We start from the raw sequence: 14711 nt of genomic DNA, 5'->3' as shown, positions 1-14711 counted from the left end.
ATTTGATGTGTTTATTTGAGCACTCTAATTTTCACTCGTTTATTTCCCCATTGATAAGCTGCCGACTTACTTGGGACGAACACATCAATTTTATTCCCTTTTATAGCAGATCCAGTGTCTGATGCAACGGCATACCCATAGCCTTCCACATACACTTTAGAGCCCAGCGGAATGACACTCGGATCTACTGCTATGACCTTTGCACCCGGATTTGCTTTTAAATTAAAGCCTGTAGACGTTCTACCTGTACATCCAGCACAGCTCGCTGTATAGGCTGTAGACGTCACATAGAACTCTTTTCCTGACGATTCATTACTTCTTGAAACCGCAGGTGACGCTTTAGGTTCCCTCTTGGACACTTGTGTACCAACGGCCACTAAACGATCCTTACTGTCTTTTGCAGTAACCTCTTTAATTAATTCTTTAGACACCACTTTGCCGTTTTCTTTCACAATGGCATAGTGCTTCTTTAATTTACCTTCTTCACCTTTTTCAAGCACCTTCTCTTTTCCTTTTTCAAGAGATCGATCCTTTTTATGTTTGGTATCAAAAGCAATTTTCTCTTCCACTACATCGGTGACTTTTTCCACCCGAGTGATCTTCACATCTGCGCTTTTTTTAGAAAGGTGACTATGTAACGCAGGTTTGATCTTATCGTGCTTCTTGAGCTTCAGCTCTTGTTGCTTTAAAAAGTCAGCGACCGTAGTCGAAGTGGTCCACACTTTCTTATCCTTTCCTCCATCGTTTAAGCTGACCTGGAAGGCCTGCTGAACCACAAGATCCATATTCTTTTTAATCTTGTCATTCTTTCCTGGAGTTACTTGATCGTGCTTCCCAATATCTATCTTCTCATTCTTCAATAATGCTCCAACCGTCTGATCTGTTGTCCATATCGTTTTCTCTTTCCCATCTAGGGTGAGATGAACCGGTATAGCCGCATCATACACAATGTTCATGTTGTCTTGAATCTTTGTATTTAGACTTGGAGAGATATGATCCTCCGCCCTGGTCCTTATTCCAAGATCTGAAAGCAGCTGTGCTACTGTCTCTTCATGTGTACGAATTGTCTTCTCTTTGCCATTGATTGAAATGGTAATAGACTGCTTAGTGAGCTCATGCGCACCGTAAGCCGTCCCAGTTCCAGCTAAAAGCAAGCAAGTGACTAGAAATAAAACCTTGCCTTTTCCTAGCTTGACAGAAAACAGATTTTTCATTTTTTGTACGATGAAAAACGCCTCCTTCTCCTCGGAGAGATTATATAGAGTATCTCAAAACCTGTCAACCCTTCCACCCACTGTACAAAAATGCTCGATTGTAAACCTATTATGGGAGATTTTTGGAAGGAAGGGAAGAAAGACTTATCGACAACTTATCCTATGAGGAGGCGCAAACGTGTAGAACTTTTTCGTTATGTTTCACAATTGGACAAGCTTAAACAAGGATTGACATCATATACTGTCAGTTTATACGGAAAACTTTTTTCGCATTTTCTGTTGTCAATGCAGCAAGCTCTTCAAAGCTTATTTCACGCAATTCAGCAATTTGTTCTGCGATATATTTCACATAGCTCGGCTCATTTCGTTTCCCTCTAAATGGCGCTGGAGTTAAATACGGGCAGTCTGTCTCAATCAGAAGACGATCACTTGGAATATCCTTTACAACTTCTTTCGGTTTTTTCGCATTTTTAAATGTCACAGGTCCACCGAATGAGATATAAAAGTTCATTTCCATACACGCTTTTGCAATTTCGAGGCTGCCAGTAAAGCAGTGCATAATTCCTCCGACTTCTGCCGCCCCTTCTTCTTTTAAGATCGTCACTACATCTTCCGTAGCGTCACGGTTATGAATGATAATTGGCAGATTCACTTCTTTTGCAAGAGCAATTTGACGTCTAAAGACTTCTTTTTGCACATCTTTTGGCGACTTGTCCCAATAGTAATCTAGACCCATTTCTCCAATGGCAACAACCTTTTCATGCTGAGATAATTCTTTGATCCAAGCCAAATCTTCATCTGTCATATCAATGGCATCAACAGGATGCCAGCCGATGGCTGCATAAATAAAATCATATGCTTCAATTAGCTCCATCGCTCTCGTAATGGTTGGACGATCAAACCCGACCACCACAATCTTCTCTACCTTTTCACTTTTGGCTCTTTCAATCACCTGCTCTAAGTCTTCATTATATTGTTCAGCATTTAAGTGGGCATGTGTATCAAATAACATGGTTGATTGCTCCTTTCGACAATTCTTCTGAAAAACAAAAGGTGTTCGACGAAATGTTACACGTGGAACACCTTTGTTGAATTATAAAATTTTTGTTCCATTTGCTAGAGATTGATCTACTTCAAGAACCTGCAATTTACCACCAGTTTCTCCAGTTAAAATCATTCCCTGGGAAATTTCCCCTCTTAGTTTAACTGGTGTGAGATTCGCTACGCAGACGAGCTTCTTCCCTACCAATTCTTCTGGTTGATAATGCTTGGCAATCCCTGAGACAATTTGTCTCTTTTCAAATCCAAAATCAAGCTGAAGCTTTAAGAGACGATCAGCTTTTTTCACTGGTGCTGCTTCCAATACTTGTGCTACACGAAGGTCAACTTTCGAAAAATCATCGAAGGCGATTTCGGCACCCAGCTCAGGTAATTCAGTTTCTTCTATTTCAACTGTCTCTTCTTCTACCTTAGGCGCACTTCCCTGCATCTTCTCTTTAATGTATGCCACTTCTTCTTCAACTTCTAAACGAGGGAACAATGGCTCACCTTTTTGTACCGTCGCTTTTTGAATCGCACCGAAAGAAAGAATGCTTTCCCAGCTTTTGAGTTTCTCTTCTTCAATTCCAAGCTGGAAGAAGATTTTCTCAGGTGTTTTTGTTAAGAATGGTGTTAACAATACAGCTGTGATTCGAAGTGATTCTGCTAAATGGTACATCACAGAATGCAGTTCTTTTCGTTTTGTTTCATCCTTCGCTAATACCCAAGGAGCTGTTTGATCAATATATTTATTCGTTCTGCTGATTAATGTCCAAACATTTGAAAGAGCCACTGAGAATTCGAGGTTTTCCATCGCTTCTTCATAGGCTTTCACCGTTTGTTCAGCTACAGCTTTTAGTTCCTCATCAAACTCATTGACTGGTCCCTTATAGCTGCTTAATGTACCGTCGAAGTATTTTTGCACCATCGCCACTGTACGATTAAGCAAGTTTCCTAAATCATTGGCAAGGTCATAGTTTACACGTTCCACGAATCCTTCTGGTGTAAACACACCGTCTGCACCAAATGGTACTTCGCGTAGCAGGTAATAACGAAGAGCATCAAGACCATAGCGATCAATTAATGTAACAGGATCTACTACGTTCCCTTTTGATTTAGACATTTTGCCATCTTTCATGAGTAGCCAGCCATGTGCAAAAATTTGTTTTGGCAACGGCAGATCAAGTGCCATCAGCATAATTGGCCAGTAAATTGTATGGAATCGTACAATTTCTTTCCCGACTAGGTGTACGTTGGCAGGCCAATATTTTTTATATTTTTCATCTTGATCGGTTCCGTAGCCAATCGCTGTTAAGTAGTTGAATAACGCATCAATCCATACATAGATGACGTGCTTCGGATTATTAGGTACTTTAATGCCCCAATCAAAGGTTGTTCTTGATACAGCTAAATCCTCTAACCCCGGTTTAATGAAGTTATTAATCATTTCATTCTTTCTTGATTCAGGCTGAATGAACGACGGGTTCTTTTCGTAATAGTCTAGTAAGCGATCAGCATACTTACTCATACGGAAGAAATATGATTCCTCTTTAATCAATTCAACAGGGTGTCCACTGTCTGGGCTTTTCCCTCCAATGACTTCCCCTTTCTCATTTCGCTCAACATCAACAAGCTGTGTTTCCGTATAGAATGTTTCATCAGGAATACTGTACCAGCCCTCATATTGATCTAAATAAATATCTCCTTGATCAAGCAGCTTTTGAAAGACTTGTTCAATGATTTTCGTATGTCTTTTTTCCGTTGTACGAATGAAATCATCGTTGGAAATGTCGAGTTTCTTCCATAATGATTTAATGTCAGCAACGACCGGATCTAAATACTCAATCGGTGTAATATTTTGTTCTTCAGCTTTTTGCTGAATTTTTTGTCCGTGCTCATCAGTACCCGTTAAATACATCACATCATAGCCTTGCAGACGTTTATAACGAGCCATGGCATCCCCTGCCACTGTCGTATAAGCATGTCCAATATGTAATTTTCCGCTCGGATAGTAAATTGGTGTAGTCAGATAAAACGTTTTTTTCTTTTCCGGCATGTCGGAACCTCCTGCTTGTGTGTAAATGTCAAAAACTCCCGCCCAATGGACGAGAGCGGTCATCATACTTCATTAAAATGTGTCAGATCATTTCATTATGTTTTGCACTTGTGCTTTCTCTATGATACCATCTTAGCCTTTAAGATCAAGCATATATACATAGAACAGAATGAAATGAATGAAAAAGATGAGTTTTTCGAAAAAAACGACAAACCGCTCGACATTTTGTCGAATATTGTCGTATAAAATCTATTTCCAGATTTACAATTGGCTAAATTAGGGCAAAAGTCTTGTTAATCTGTTATCGTCATTTTTCATATTTTTATAGATAAATTCTGAAAAATCCTTATACACCGGTAGTTTCAAGGTCCTTTGACTTTAAGAGTCATATTTTACAAACAATAGTAAACAAAATGATTGACGATTTATGGAAACCTTGTTATGCTAGGAATGTAAGGAATTTGTCGAATAATGACGAAGATAATATTATATTAAGAATAAGAACTTTTTGGGAGGAGAATGAAGATGAAATCTACAGGTATTGTACGTAAAGTTGACGAATTAGGACGCGTGGTGATTCCAATCGAGCTTCGCCGTACGTTAGGAATCGCAGAAAAAGACGCTTTGGAAATTTATGTTGATGATGAAAAAATTATCCTAAAAAAATATAAACCAAACATGACTTGCCAAGTAACAGGTGAAGTATCAGACGATAACCTTAAACTTGCTAATGGTAAATTAGTTCTTAGCCGTGAAGGTGCAGAGCAAATCATTAACGAAATCCAAAACCAACTTCAATCACAAAAATAAGTTTTATATAAAAAGGTTCTTGCACCGTTTGCAAGAACCTTTCTTTATTGTTCAATATGATACGCATCATAGATCGTCCGCTTTGGCACACCACGTTCGACCGCAGTACGTTTAATAGCCTCTTTTGACGTTAACCCTTCCTCTATGTAATGGATGACGTGCTCTTTTTCAGATAAAGAATTCCACCAAGCTTCTTCATTCAGTTCTTCTTCATCCTGATCATTTCCTTGTACGACGAGACAGAACTCACCACGGATTTGTTGTTCTGTCACCCAAGTCAGCGCGTATTCTAAATCTCCACGAATAAACTCTTCAAATTTCTTTGTCAGTTCTCTCGTAATGGCAATATTCCGGTTCCCCCACACTTCTTTCATCACAGTCAGCGTTTCTTTTAACCGATGGGGCGCTTCATAGAAAATAATTGTTTCTTGGCGTTTCTTCAATGCTTCCAACTGTTTTTTCTTTTCCTTTTTTTGACGATCAAGAAAACCGTAAAAGAAAAATGGCTGTGGTGCGATTCCTGACGCAATAAGCGCCGTAAGTGCTGCGTTTGCACCAGGTAACGGAATGACATAGCCTCCGATGTTCGTAAAGTCTCGAACCACTTCGGCTCCTGGATCAGAGATCGTCGGTAAACCGGCATCGCTCACGAGTGCAATGTTCTTTCCTTCTTTTAACCATTCGATTAACTTGTGACCACTGCTATCTTTGTTATGTTCATGATAACTCGTTAATGGGGTATCAATTTCATAGACATGACAAAGCTTTTTCGTTTGTCTCGTATCTTCTGCGGCAATATAGTCTACATCTTTTAACGTTTGTATCGCTCGAAATGTCATATCTTCTAAGTTTCCAATCGGGGTTGGTACGAGATAAAGAATACCCATTTCTGATTGACCATCAAAGCTTTTTTGTGTCTTTTTCATGTGCCGCCTCCTTTTTGATTCGCTTTTCTTCTATATACATGTCCTTTTTTCGACGTGTCCACGTTTTGAAACGATATTCCTGTTGCATGGCTTCTCTTTTGGTTAAAAAGCATTCGTGGTAATAGAGTTCCACCGGCCGTCTAGCTCTCGTATACTTTGCACCCTTCCCACTATTATGGGCAGTCAGCCTTTTTTGTAAGTCATTTGTATACCCAGCGTACAAACTGCCATCTGCACATTTCAATACATAGAAATAATGACTATGCTTCTCCATACAGTATCGTCCTGATTTCTTTTGTATACTCTTGGTCTTCTCCATAAACAAAAAGCGGCGGGAGGATTTTCAAATCCGGCTTTCCATCTTTCATCCCTTCCACTAAAATGGTATTCGCTTCTTTTCCTTGTTTCGGATATACAAATTGAATTCGTTTTGGCTCAATTCGGTATTTCTTCATCATTTCAATTATCTCAAGCAAACGCCCAGGGCGGTGAACCATTGCCAGTTTGCCTCCTTGCTTTAGCAAAGTGGAAGAAACACGAATGACATCTTCTAATGTGCAGTGAATCTCATGACGTGCGATCGCCAAATACTCATTTTCATTGATTTCATCCTTAGAAGGAGTCTTAAAATATGGCGGATTACAAGTAATCACGTCTACTTTGTGGTTTCCGTACCGTTTAGGCATATCATTTAAATCACCATGGATGAGCTCAATCTGCTGCTCCAGTTGATTATGCGCCACACTTCTCTTTGCCATATCAAACAGGCGTTCTTGAATTTCAACCCCTGTAATAGAGGCTTTAGATCTCGTCGAAAGCAGCAATGGAACGATGCCATTTCCCGTACAAAGATCAATAATCTCCCCTTTTTGAATCGGCACATACGCAAATTTTGCTAATAACACTGCATCCAATGAAAAGGCGAACACCGTTTTACTTTGAATAATTTTCATATCTTCTGCAAGCAAGTAGTCTAAACGTTCATCTTCTCTTAACGAAACCATGATGTATCCTTTCTTTTCCTGTGAAAAAGGCTCCCGATTCAGCGGAAGCCTTTTCTCATTTTTTATTTAAAAATGACAGACAGAACAAACAGTCTCCCTCTTTCCGAATGCTCCCATAATGTACATTACAAATATGGAAGCCCTCCTGATATAAACGAGCTAGGTTATCATGACCTTCTCCTATATCAGAATGACTTGGCTTCTGGGCAGAATCATGCTCTGCCTCAGACGATTTATCTCGATCGGATTGATCCAGACGTTCACGCAAGTGCTGATTCTCCATCTGCAGCTGATGATTTTCTTCAATCACTTCACCGATATGATTTTTCAAATCACCTAGCTGGCGATAAAGAGAACCGATTTGTTCTTCTAAATTAATCACCGTATCAAATAGTTCCTTTTTATCCAAGGTGGCACACCTCGTTACTCAGTTGTTTGTGCAGATACAACGCCTTCTTGTAATAATTCTTCCCAAGTATATTCTATCACTTTTTCTTGCCCGGTTAATTCAACTTGCAAAATTCGTTCTAAAATATTAAGCCCTACTACCTTTGCAGAGCCATTAGACGTCTGAATCGTTTCACCGATGTCCGGTAATTGTTCTTTTGCTGTTTCGTACTCATCATTCTCATATTTCAAGCAGCACATTAAACGGCCGCAAAGCCCTGAAATTTTGGTAGGGTTTAACGAGAGGTTTTGATCTTTTGCCATTTTAATGGACACAGGTTCAAAATCTCCTAAGAAAGTTGAACAGCAAAGCATACGTCCACACGGACCAATGCCGCCTAGCATTTTTGCCTCGTCTCTTACACCGATTTGACGAAGTTCAATTCTCGTCTTAAAAATAGATGCAAGATCCTTGACCAGCTCACGGAAATCTACTCTGCCATCCGCTGTAAAATAGAAGATGACCTTGTTGCGGTCGAATGTAAATTCGACATCGACCAGCTTCATTTCCAGGCCGTGTTCACTTACTTTCTGAAGACATGTGTCAAAGGCTGCCATCGCTGCTTCTTTGTTCTCCTCAACGATGAGCCGGTCTCGTTCGTCTGCGACGCGAATCACCTTACGCAAAGGGAGAACCACATCGTGTTCATCTACTTTTTTATTGGCGATGACCACTTGCCCGTACTCAACACCTCTGACTGTTTCTACAATGACACAACTATCATTTTCTATATGAAATCCATTAGGATCGAAATAATAGATTTTGCCCGCTTTTTTAAAGCGAACACCAATTACGTTGTACAAGCTTATCCCTCCTGCAACATCAACACCAATTGCTCCATTAGCCCTTGGGCATTCACGTTGGATTGAAGTCTCTTTTTCGCTTCTAATACAGCAAGGATCTGATTCGTCACCATCTGCTGTGTGGAATGCAGCGCGTGCTGCTTCATTGTCTGGAATAAGTCTTGATAAATGACTTTATCTTCATTTCCTATTTGAATCGACAATACATCACGATATATAAATAAAAGCATATCAAGACCAGTTTCTTGAAGGTCTTTCTCTTTGAAAAAAGGCATCCATTGATCTTGTATATAAAAAAATGCATGTTCTTTTCGCTGGTGTAAGACTTCATACAATTTTATCACTTTCGCTCTAGACTCTGCAAACTGATCATTTCGACTTAATTCGAGTGCTTCTGCTAAATTATTGGTTAAATTCGACAAAAGCCTTGCGAGATCCTGAGACACGCCTTCTTGTAAAAGCTGCTGCTCCAAAGATTGCGGCTGTAACGGCTGAAAGCTAAGCATCTGACATCTTGAAATAATCGTATCCAGCATTTTATGCGATTGTTCAGTGATTAAAACTGCCATCGTTTCCCGGTTGGGCTCCTCTAGGAACTTTAATAAACTGTTCGCAGCATTGACCGTCATTTTGTCCGCATGGAGAATGATATACATTTTCCGATGCGATTCTACTCCTGCTTTTGTAAATTCCTCCTGCAAAGCCTGCACTTGCGCCTTCTTAATTGATTGACCGTCAGGCTGCACTAGATGTAAATCTGGATGGTTGCCAGACTGAATTCTTTTGCAGTTTTGACAGGACTCGCATGGTTTCACTCCTGCTTCCAAACAAAAAAAGCTCTTCGCTAAAAGCATCGCAGCATCTAGCTTTCCTGTCCCTTTTTTTCCTTCAAATAAATAAGCATGAGCCAGTCGGTCTTTATCAATACTATTAAAAATCAGCCGCATGACGCGCGGCTGTAACTCATTCATGTCATCCCAGCTAATTGCCATGTTATCACTCTCTATGTGTAAAGGTTAATCAATAAACCTTTTATTTCTCCAATACGTTCAAGCAAATCAATCGAGGGTTTCTCTTGATTCATCATATCCTCTGTTAACTCAATCAGCTTTTCATCTAATGCTTTGACTAAAGCGAGTGTTCGCGTGTTGCCATAAATGTCAAAGCTCCTTGATGTCTCTATATTTAATCCATTATCGACTGTTTCTTTTACAAAGCGTTTCACAAGTCCTTTAAACCTAGCCAAATCTTTAAGGTTTCGTGACTTTGTCAGTTTCTTGCCGAAGACTTCGATATCGCTCAGCATGACTGTCAGCTGCTCTAAACGCATTTTACCACTTTGTGTCTCCATCGATGATTTAAACGATGCTGAAGTTTGGCTTCCTTTCATCGCTTGAAGTTCACGCTTTTCTAAAAGCAGCCGCATATCTTGATTAATTTTCACAGCAACCCATCCTTAAAATTGATGAAATTGTTCAACTGGCAGAATAAAAACGGTAGCTCCACCAACTTCAACCTCAACAGGGTATGGTACATATGAATCTGCATTTCCACCCATTGGTGATACAGGCGCGATCATTTGATCACGTTTACGGCAATTTTCCTTGATTAGCTGTAACGCTTTATCCACTCGGACATCATCACAACCAATGATAAAAGTCGTATTCCCAGACTTTAGAAATCCACCAGTCGAAGCTAATTTTGTCACGCCGAATTGATGTTCGGTCAATATTTTCAATAACTTGCTGCTATCTTGATCCTGTACAACGGCAACAATTAATTTCATTTGAATGGCCTCCTTCATTTTAGGCACAGGTGACATGCCGATGTCTTCCTCTATATTATAACAACGATTGGGAATGAGGTCATATTTGATTTTTCTTTAATGTGTCCTGAATCAGCTGAAACACTTCATTAAAGACATCCTGAACAGGCTGAGACGCATCTACTACACGGAATCGTTCTGGTGATTGCGCAATCAGCAGCTCATATCCTTCTCTGACCATTTGATGAAATTTCAGTGTTTCCATGTCTAATCGATTTTTTTCTCTTCCTTGATTGGCATCAATTCGCTTTAGACCTTCCTCTGGTGTAATGGAAAAGTAAATGGTCATTTGCGGCATCGTGCCATCAATGGCAAAATCATTAATGGACTTGACTTCTTCAATCCCAAGCCCTCTCGCATAGCCCTGATAAGCAAGGGAGCTGTCGACAAAACGATCACATAAAACAGTTTCCCCCCGCTTCAATGCCGGTTCTACTTTTTCAGCCAAATGCTGCCTTCTAGCTGCTGCATAAAGCAGTGCCTCTGTTTTTGCGTCCATTTTTGTATTTTTTTCATTTAAAATCACTTCACGAATTTGCTCTGCAATGTCAATGCCTCCGGGCTCACGTGTCGCCATCACTGCATAGCCTTGACGTTCCATTTCTTCGTACACTTTTCGAATCACTGTCGTTTTTCCAGCACCCTCAGGCCCTTCAAACGTAATAAACATACCGCTCATAGTGTCTCCTCTTCTATATAAACATATAATTTTCTCTGGTGAATCACCTGACTTGCTTGCACATGAACTTGATGCCCAAGCAAACGGCTTAACGTCGCAATTTGATCTGATTCAATCGGTTGTCCTTTAATCATCAAAGGAATGCCAGGCGGATAGGGAATGACCGATTCTGCACTAATCCGGCCAGCTGCTTTTTCGAATGGAACAGCTTCTACATCTCGCTTCTGCTGATCGTGCTCTAAGAAGAGCGTTCCCGTTTGAGGCTCTTTTTTTACAAGCAATGAATCACTTTGCTGAAGAGCCTGCTCTATAGCTGTAAAAGGAATGTCCTTTGTATGTCTTAGACCAAAAACGAGTAACACTTGATGTTCATCCGCAAGTTCTGGGTGAACATCCACCGACTCAAGCACCTTTTTGAGTTCATAGCCTGTCAGCCCTTTTGTTGAACGAATGACACATTTTAATGGATCCATAGGTAAAGAGTCAGACTCAACCACTTCGAGATTGGAGATCATATTGAACTGTGCTTTCAGCTTTGCCAAGTCTCTCATGATTTCATCCATTAACCCTTTTCCCTTCAACTCCTCCACATAAGCTCTCGCCAAATCTAACGAAGCCATAATTGGATAAGAAGGTGAACTGCTTTGAAGCATCGTTAATAACGTCTTTATCCGCTTCACATCCATTCGGTCTCCTTGAAGATGGAGATAAGACCCCATCGTCATTGCCGGAAGGGTTTTATGTGCTGATTGTACCACCACGTCTGCTCCATAGGAAAGGGCAGATGGAGGAAAGGCACCGCCTAATACAAAATGAGCACCATGCGCCTCATCAACTAATACAATGATGCCAGCTTCATGACACATTTGAATGAGTCCTGATAAATCAGCTGCATGTCCGTAGTAGTTCGGATATGTCAAAACGATTGCCCGGCAGTTAGGATGTGTCGCCATAGCTTGTTTGACTGTTTCCTCCGTCACATGAGTTGGGACGTGCAAGTGCGGATCACTCTCGGTTTCTAGCATAATAGGCGTCGCTCCCGCAAGCTCAATCGCATGGAACACAGACTTATGACAATTTCGCTGAACGAAAATGCCCTCCCCAGCCTGACACGCAGACATCACCATTGCCAAATTGCCAACGGTTGTGCCATTCACAAGGAAAAAACTTTGTTTAGCTCCATATAGCTTTGCCAATAAATCCTCTGCCTCTTGAATCACCCCAGTCGGATGGTGAAGATCATCTAGACCTTCAAGTTCTGTCACATCCAGCTGAAGAATGGATTCATAATAGGACCGTGCCTCATCAAAAAAGACATCTCCATTGTGATGTCCCGGAACGTGAAAAGAATAGGGCTTCTTTTCCGCATGTTGTGATAATGCTGTATATAAAGGTGTTTTCAAACAAATCGACCCTTTTCACTTAAACGATATCTCATATCTATTATAACGTTCAAACAAGTGAACTGAAAGATGGATTCTCATTCCTTTATTGGTTTATGATTCACCAGCTTCTGCTCTGCCTCATGCATCCTGCTTTTTAATTGAGCTCGTTCTTGGCTCCCATGTTCTTTTACCTGCAACGTTTCCTGCAATGTTTCGGCCAATTGGCGCTGAACCTTTTTCAACGTATCTATAGGCGTTAAGGATGCATCTTCAAGCAGCTGTCCTTGCTGCTTCGATACCTGTTCATATGTTTGCTGGATACGCTGTTCAAGCGCTGAATTGGCTCGCTGCTGAATATGATTGAACGCAATCGACATTTGGTTGATCCATAAAGGAATTGATGCGGAAACAGTTGATTGAATATGATTGGCTAATGTATGGTTTGTATGCTGAATCATTCGAATTTGGGCATTACATTGCAGTGCGATTTGACGGCTCAACAGCAAATCATACTTCCGTTCTTTTAATCTCTCCATATATTCTTCTTCATCGACTTCCCGACTCATCAATTGTTCCTCAAATGTCCGATCATGTGACTGTGATTCTGTTAGGGCATTTTGCTCTAACAGCGTCAATTTTGCTTCAACTGCTGCAACCTGTAACGTCATCTCTTGAAAGTATGATTGATTTTCTTCAAATAAACGCTCCAATAACTTATGGTCCGAAATTAACACACCTCTGGCGTAACGAAGCCTTGCTGACAATCTCTCTATCTGTGCTTCTGCTTGTTTAAAACGAGATATGATCTCCTGAGTAGAACGCTTTTCTCGCTGAAATAACCTTAAAAAAAAGCCTCGCTTCTTTGGCAATAAATCCTCTGGCTCCACTAAATGCAGTTGCTGTAAAAAAGCTTCTAGAACGTCTCCGATTTGGTCAATATCTTTTTTCTCCACATATTGCATCATTTGTTTTGATTGTTCTAACAATCGTTCCTGCACACGTGTGCCATAGAAAAGTAGTTTTTGTGGATGGTCAGGGATCTTCTCAGCTCGCTGTAGCGCCTCCTGCTTTTCCTCATCAGATAAGGTATCAAACACCCGAAACGGAAGATCTGTAGTAGATGGGGCTGGTGGTATGACTGGATCTTCTGGTTTCATCGAGTTTGACTCCTTTCATATCTATTTTTTAATCATTTTATCGGCCACTTCAAGTTCAATATGAAGTGCTTCTATATCTCTTCCTAAAACTTGCTGTAAATCATTCGTCAATTGCTTTTGCAGTTCAGTCAGCGTAACTCGAGTTTGGCTTAATGTCATTTCAAGCTCATGGCTACGATTCGGCTGATTATACAGCAGTGCATATTTCTCAGTTAATTCAACAACAGAATCCAAACTCTCAAAATAAAACCGCTGTGCATCATAAAACCGGTTCGGTTCCTTTTTTGTTATCGTATAGATGCGTCGTGCAAGCCGAAGAATTTCATAATTATGCTTGATCGTCTGTACGTTCTTCACAGCAAATAAAGCTTTCTTCAAACGAACCAGCTTTTGCCCAGCTTCTTTTAAGTGCTGTTTAATATATATATAATCACTGCGAGACAGTCCGTGTTTCTTCAAAAACAACTGGAAGGCAGCCCATCGGCTTCCTGCAAACATCACACCCCACCCAATCATCGCATACAGTATCGACAATCCAACATGATGATGGAAAACACCAATACTGACAGTTAAAATCACCAGCGAAAAAAGAGTAGAGAGAACGGCCCATACAAATGTGTAAAAAATTGATTTCATGTTCATCGACTCCTATGAATAATCAGGCTCTCTGTTTATCTTATTATTTATTACGGTTGATGTCCAAACTAAGTTCCAAAAAACAGGCCCAATCACCGATTGCCCATAAAAAAAGACCATCTAATGGTCTATGAATACAAAGGCGGCGTATGAAGATTTTTAAGCTTTCTTACATAATCAGCATAACTAGGATCCGAGGTTGATGTAGAAATTAACTTCCGTTCACAATCTCGGCATAAAAACTGATGATATAAATAAATTCCCTTTGTTTTTTTCTCTTCACAAATCAAACAAATTGCTTCTCGCTCTTTTTTGCTCATTGTGACACCTCCACTTATAGCTTCAGTATGCCCTAGCGCTTTCAATTGTATACAAAATTAAGAATGTTTTAGATGATAGTTTAGTATATGTATCCATGCCAGATCGAGTGTTTGTTCCTTTTTTAAAATACAAAAAAGACCAGTTCCGACTGGAACTGATCCTTTGAAAAGCTTGGCGGCGTCCTACTCTCACAGGGGGAAACCCCCAACTACCATCGGCGCTGAAGAGCTTAACTTCCGTGTTCGGTATGGGAACGGGTGTGACCTCTTCGCTATCGCCACCAAACCTGATGGAGAGAATGTTCTCTCAAAACTAGATAACAATGTTCATTTTTCACATTAGAATATAGGTTAAGTCCTCGATCTATTAGTATCTGTCAGCTCCACGTGTCACCACGCTTCCACCTCAG

17 protein-coding genes and 1 rRNA gene are annotated in these 14711 nt (G+C 40.4%); 1 reads left to right on the top strand and 17 read right to left on the bottom strand.

Going from position 1 to position 14711, the window contains the following annotated elements; genetic code table 11:
- Positions 1-11 precede the first annotated feature (11 nt).
- The 3 genes from ES896_RS19345 to metG all read right to left on the bottom strand — a co-directional run bounded on the left by ES896_RS19345 (position 12) and on the right by metG (position 4308).
- Positions 12-1214, bottom strand: coding sequence for a G5 and 3D domain-containing protein (locus ES896_RS19345; RefSeq protein ID WP_017366433.1), 1203 nt, complete (start codon positions 1212-1214; stop codon positions 12-14).
- Positions 1215-1458: 244 nt separating this feature from the next.
- Positions 1459-2226: a TatD family hydrolase gene (locus tag ES896_RS19340; protein WP_135227186.1), complete on the bottom strand. Its 768-nt coding sequence runs from the start codon at positions 2224-2226 to the stop codon at positions 1459-1461.
- A gap of 81 nt (positions 2227-2307) precedes the next feature.
- Positions 2308-4308 carry a methionine--tRNA ligase gene (gene metG / locus ES896_RS19335; protein ID WP_008341884.1) on the bottom strand — a complete coding sequence of 667 codons (2001 nt, stop codon included), beginning with the start codon at positions 4306-4308 and terminating at the stop codon, positions 2308-2310.
- 519 nt (positions 4309-4827) lie between these two features.
- Between metG and ES896_RS19325 the strand changes: the two genes are divergently transcribed.
- Positions 4828-5118 carry an AbrB/MazE/SpoVT family DNA-binding domain-containing protein gene (locus ES896_RS19325; protein ID WP_087975202.1) on the top strand — a complete coding sequence of 97 codons (291 nt, stop codon included), beginning with the start codon at positions 4828-4830 and terminating at the stop codon, positions 5116-5118.
- Between the two features lie 44 nt (positions 5119-5162).
- Here the strand turns inward: ES896_RS19325 and rsmI are convergent, their stop codons facing one another.
- The 14 genes from rsmI to rrf all read right to left on the bottom strand — a co-directional run bounded on the left by rsmI (position 5163) and on the right by rrf (position 14587).
- Entirely contained in the window at positions 5163-6044 is an 882-nt protein-coding gene (gene rsmI / locus ES896_RS19320) for a 16S rRNA (cytidine(1402)-2'-O)-methyltransferase (RefSeq protein WP_008341890.1), read from the bottom strand.
- The gene (locus ES896_RS19315) at positions 6019-6318 is read right to left on the bottom strand and encodes a GIY-YIG nuclease family protein (protein WP_046342410.1); all 300 of its coding nucleotides are present in this window, start codon (positions 6316-6318) and stop codon (positions 6019-6021) included. The genes rsmI and ES896_RS19315 overlap by 26 nt, the downstream gene beginning before the upstream one ends.
- Positions 6305-7048, bottom strand: coding sequence for a tRNA1(Val) (adenine(37)-N6)-methyltransferase (locus ES896_RS19310; protein ID WP_039962495.1), 744 nt, complete (start codon positions 7046-7048; stop codon positions 6305-6307). Before ES896_RS19310 ends, ES896_RS19315 begins: the two co-directional genes overlap by 14 nt.
- 55 nt (positions 7049-7103) lie before the next feature.
- Positions 7104-7457: a DNA replication initiation control protein YabA gene (gene yabA, locus ES896_RS19305; RefSeq protein ID WP_007496228.1), complete on the bottom strand. Its 354-nt coding sequence runs from the start codon at positions 7455-7457 to the stop codon at positions 7104-7106.
- Positions 7458-7471: 14 nt separating this feature from the next.
- Positions 7472-8299, bottom strand: a complete 828-nt coding sequence (ricT, locus tag ES896_RS19300; RefSeq protein ID WP_007496230.1) for a competence/sporulation regulator complex protein RicT — start codon at positions 8297-8299, stop codon at positions 7472-7474.
- 2 nt (positions 8300-8301) lie between these two features.
- Positions 8302-9291 carry a DNA polymerase III subunit delta' gene (holB, locus tag ES896_RS19295; RefSeq protein WP_007496231.1) on the bottom strand — a complete coding sequence of 330 codons (990 nt, stop codon included), beginning with the start codon at positions 9289-9291 and terminating at the stop codon, positions 8302-8304.
- Positions 9292-9302: 11 nt separating this feature from the next.
- A complete protein-coding gene (locus ES896_RS19290) occupies positions 9303-9743 on the bottom strand; it encodes a YaaR family protein (protein WP_008341898.1) in 441 nt (146 codons plus the stop codon).
- A gap of 12 nt (positions 9744-9755) precedes the next feature.
- Entirely contained in the window at positions 9756-10085 is a 330-nt protein-coding gene (locus ES896_RS19285) for a cyclic-di-AMP receptor (protein WP_012008640.1), read from the bottom strand.
- Positions 10086-10164: 79 nt separating this feature from the next.
- Positions 10165-10803 carry a dTMP kinase gene (gene tmk, locus ES896_RS19280; protein ID WP_008341901.1) on the bottom strand — a complete coding sequence of 213 codons (639 nt, stop codon included), beginning with the start codon at positions 10801-10803 and terminating at the stop codon, positions 10165-10167.
- Positions 10800-12206, bottom strand: coding sequence for an aminotransferase class I/II-fold pyridoxal phosphate-dependent enzyme (locus ES896_RS19275; protein WP_135227185.1), 1407 nt, complete (start codon positions 12204-12206; stop codon positions 10800-10802). The genes tmk and ES896_RS19275 overlap by 4 nt, the downstream gene beginning before the upstream one ends.
- Positions 12207-12283: 77 nt before the next feature.
- Complete coding sequence (locus ES896_RS19270; RefSeq protein ID WP_135227184.1) at positions 12284-13345, bottom strand: toxic anion resistance protein; 1062 nt, start codon at positions 13343-13345, stop codon at positions 12284-12286.
- A gap of 21 nt (positions 13346-13366) precedes the next feature.
- On the bottom strand, positions 13367-13981 hold the full coding sequence (locus ES896_RS19265) for a 5-bromo-4-chloroindolyl phosphate hydrolysis family protein (protein ID WP_135227183.1): 615 nt from the start codon (positions 13979-13981) through the stop codon (positions 13367-13369).
- 128 nt (positions 13982-14109) lie between these two features.
- Complete coding sequence (locus ES896_RS19260) at positions 14110-14301, bottom strand: sigma factor G inhibitor Gin (RefSeq protein WP_017359334.1); 192 nt, start codon at positions 14299-14301, stop codon at positions 14110-14112.
- Between the two features lie 170 nt (positions 14302-14471).
- Positions 14472-14587, bottom strand: a 5S ribosomal RNA gene (rrf, locus tag ES896_RS19255).
- Positions 14588-14711 lie beyond the last annotated feature (124 nt).

Origin of the sequence: Bacillus sp. 005/A4HT-01/001 (assembly GCF_004634445.1) — a bacterium.
In the GTDB taxonomy this organism is placed as follows: domain Bacteria; phylum Bacillota; class Bacilli; order Bacillales; family Bacillaceae; genus Bacillus; species Bacillus altitudinis.
This window is presented reverse-complemented; position numbering and strand designations above follow the sequence as displayed.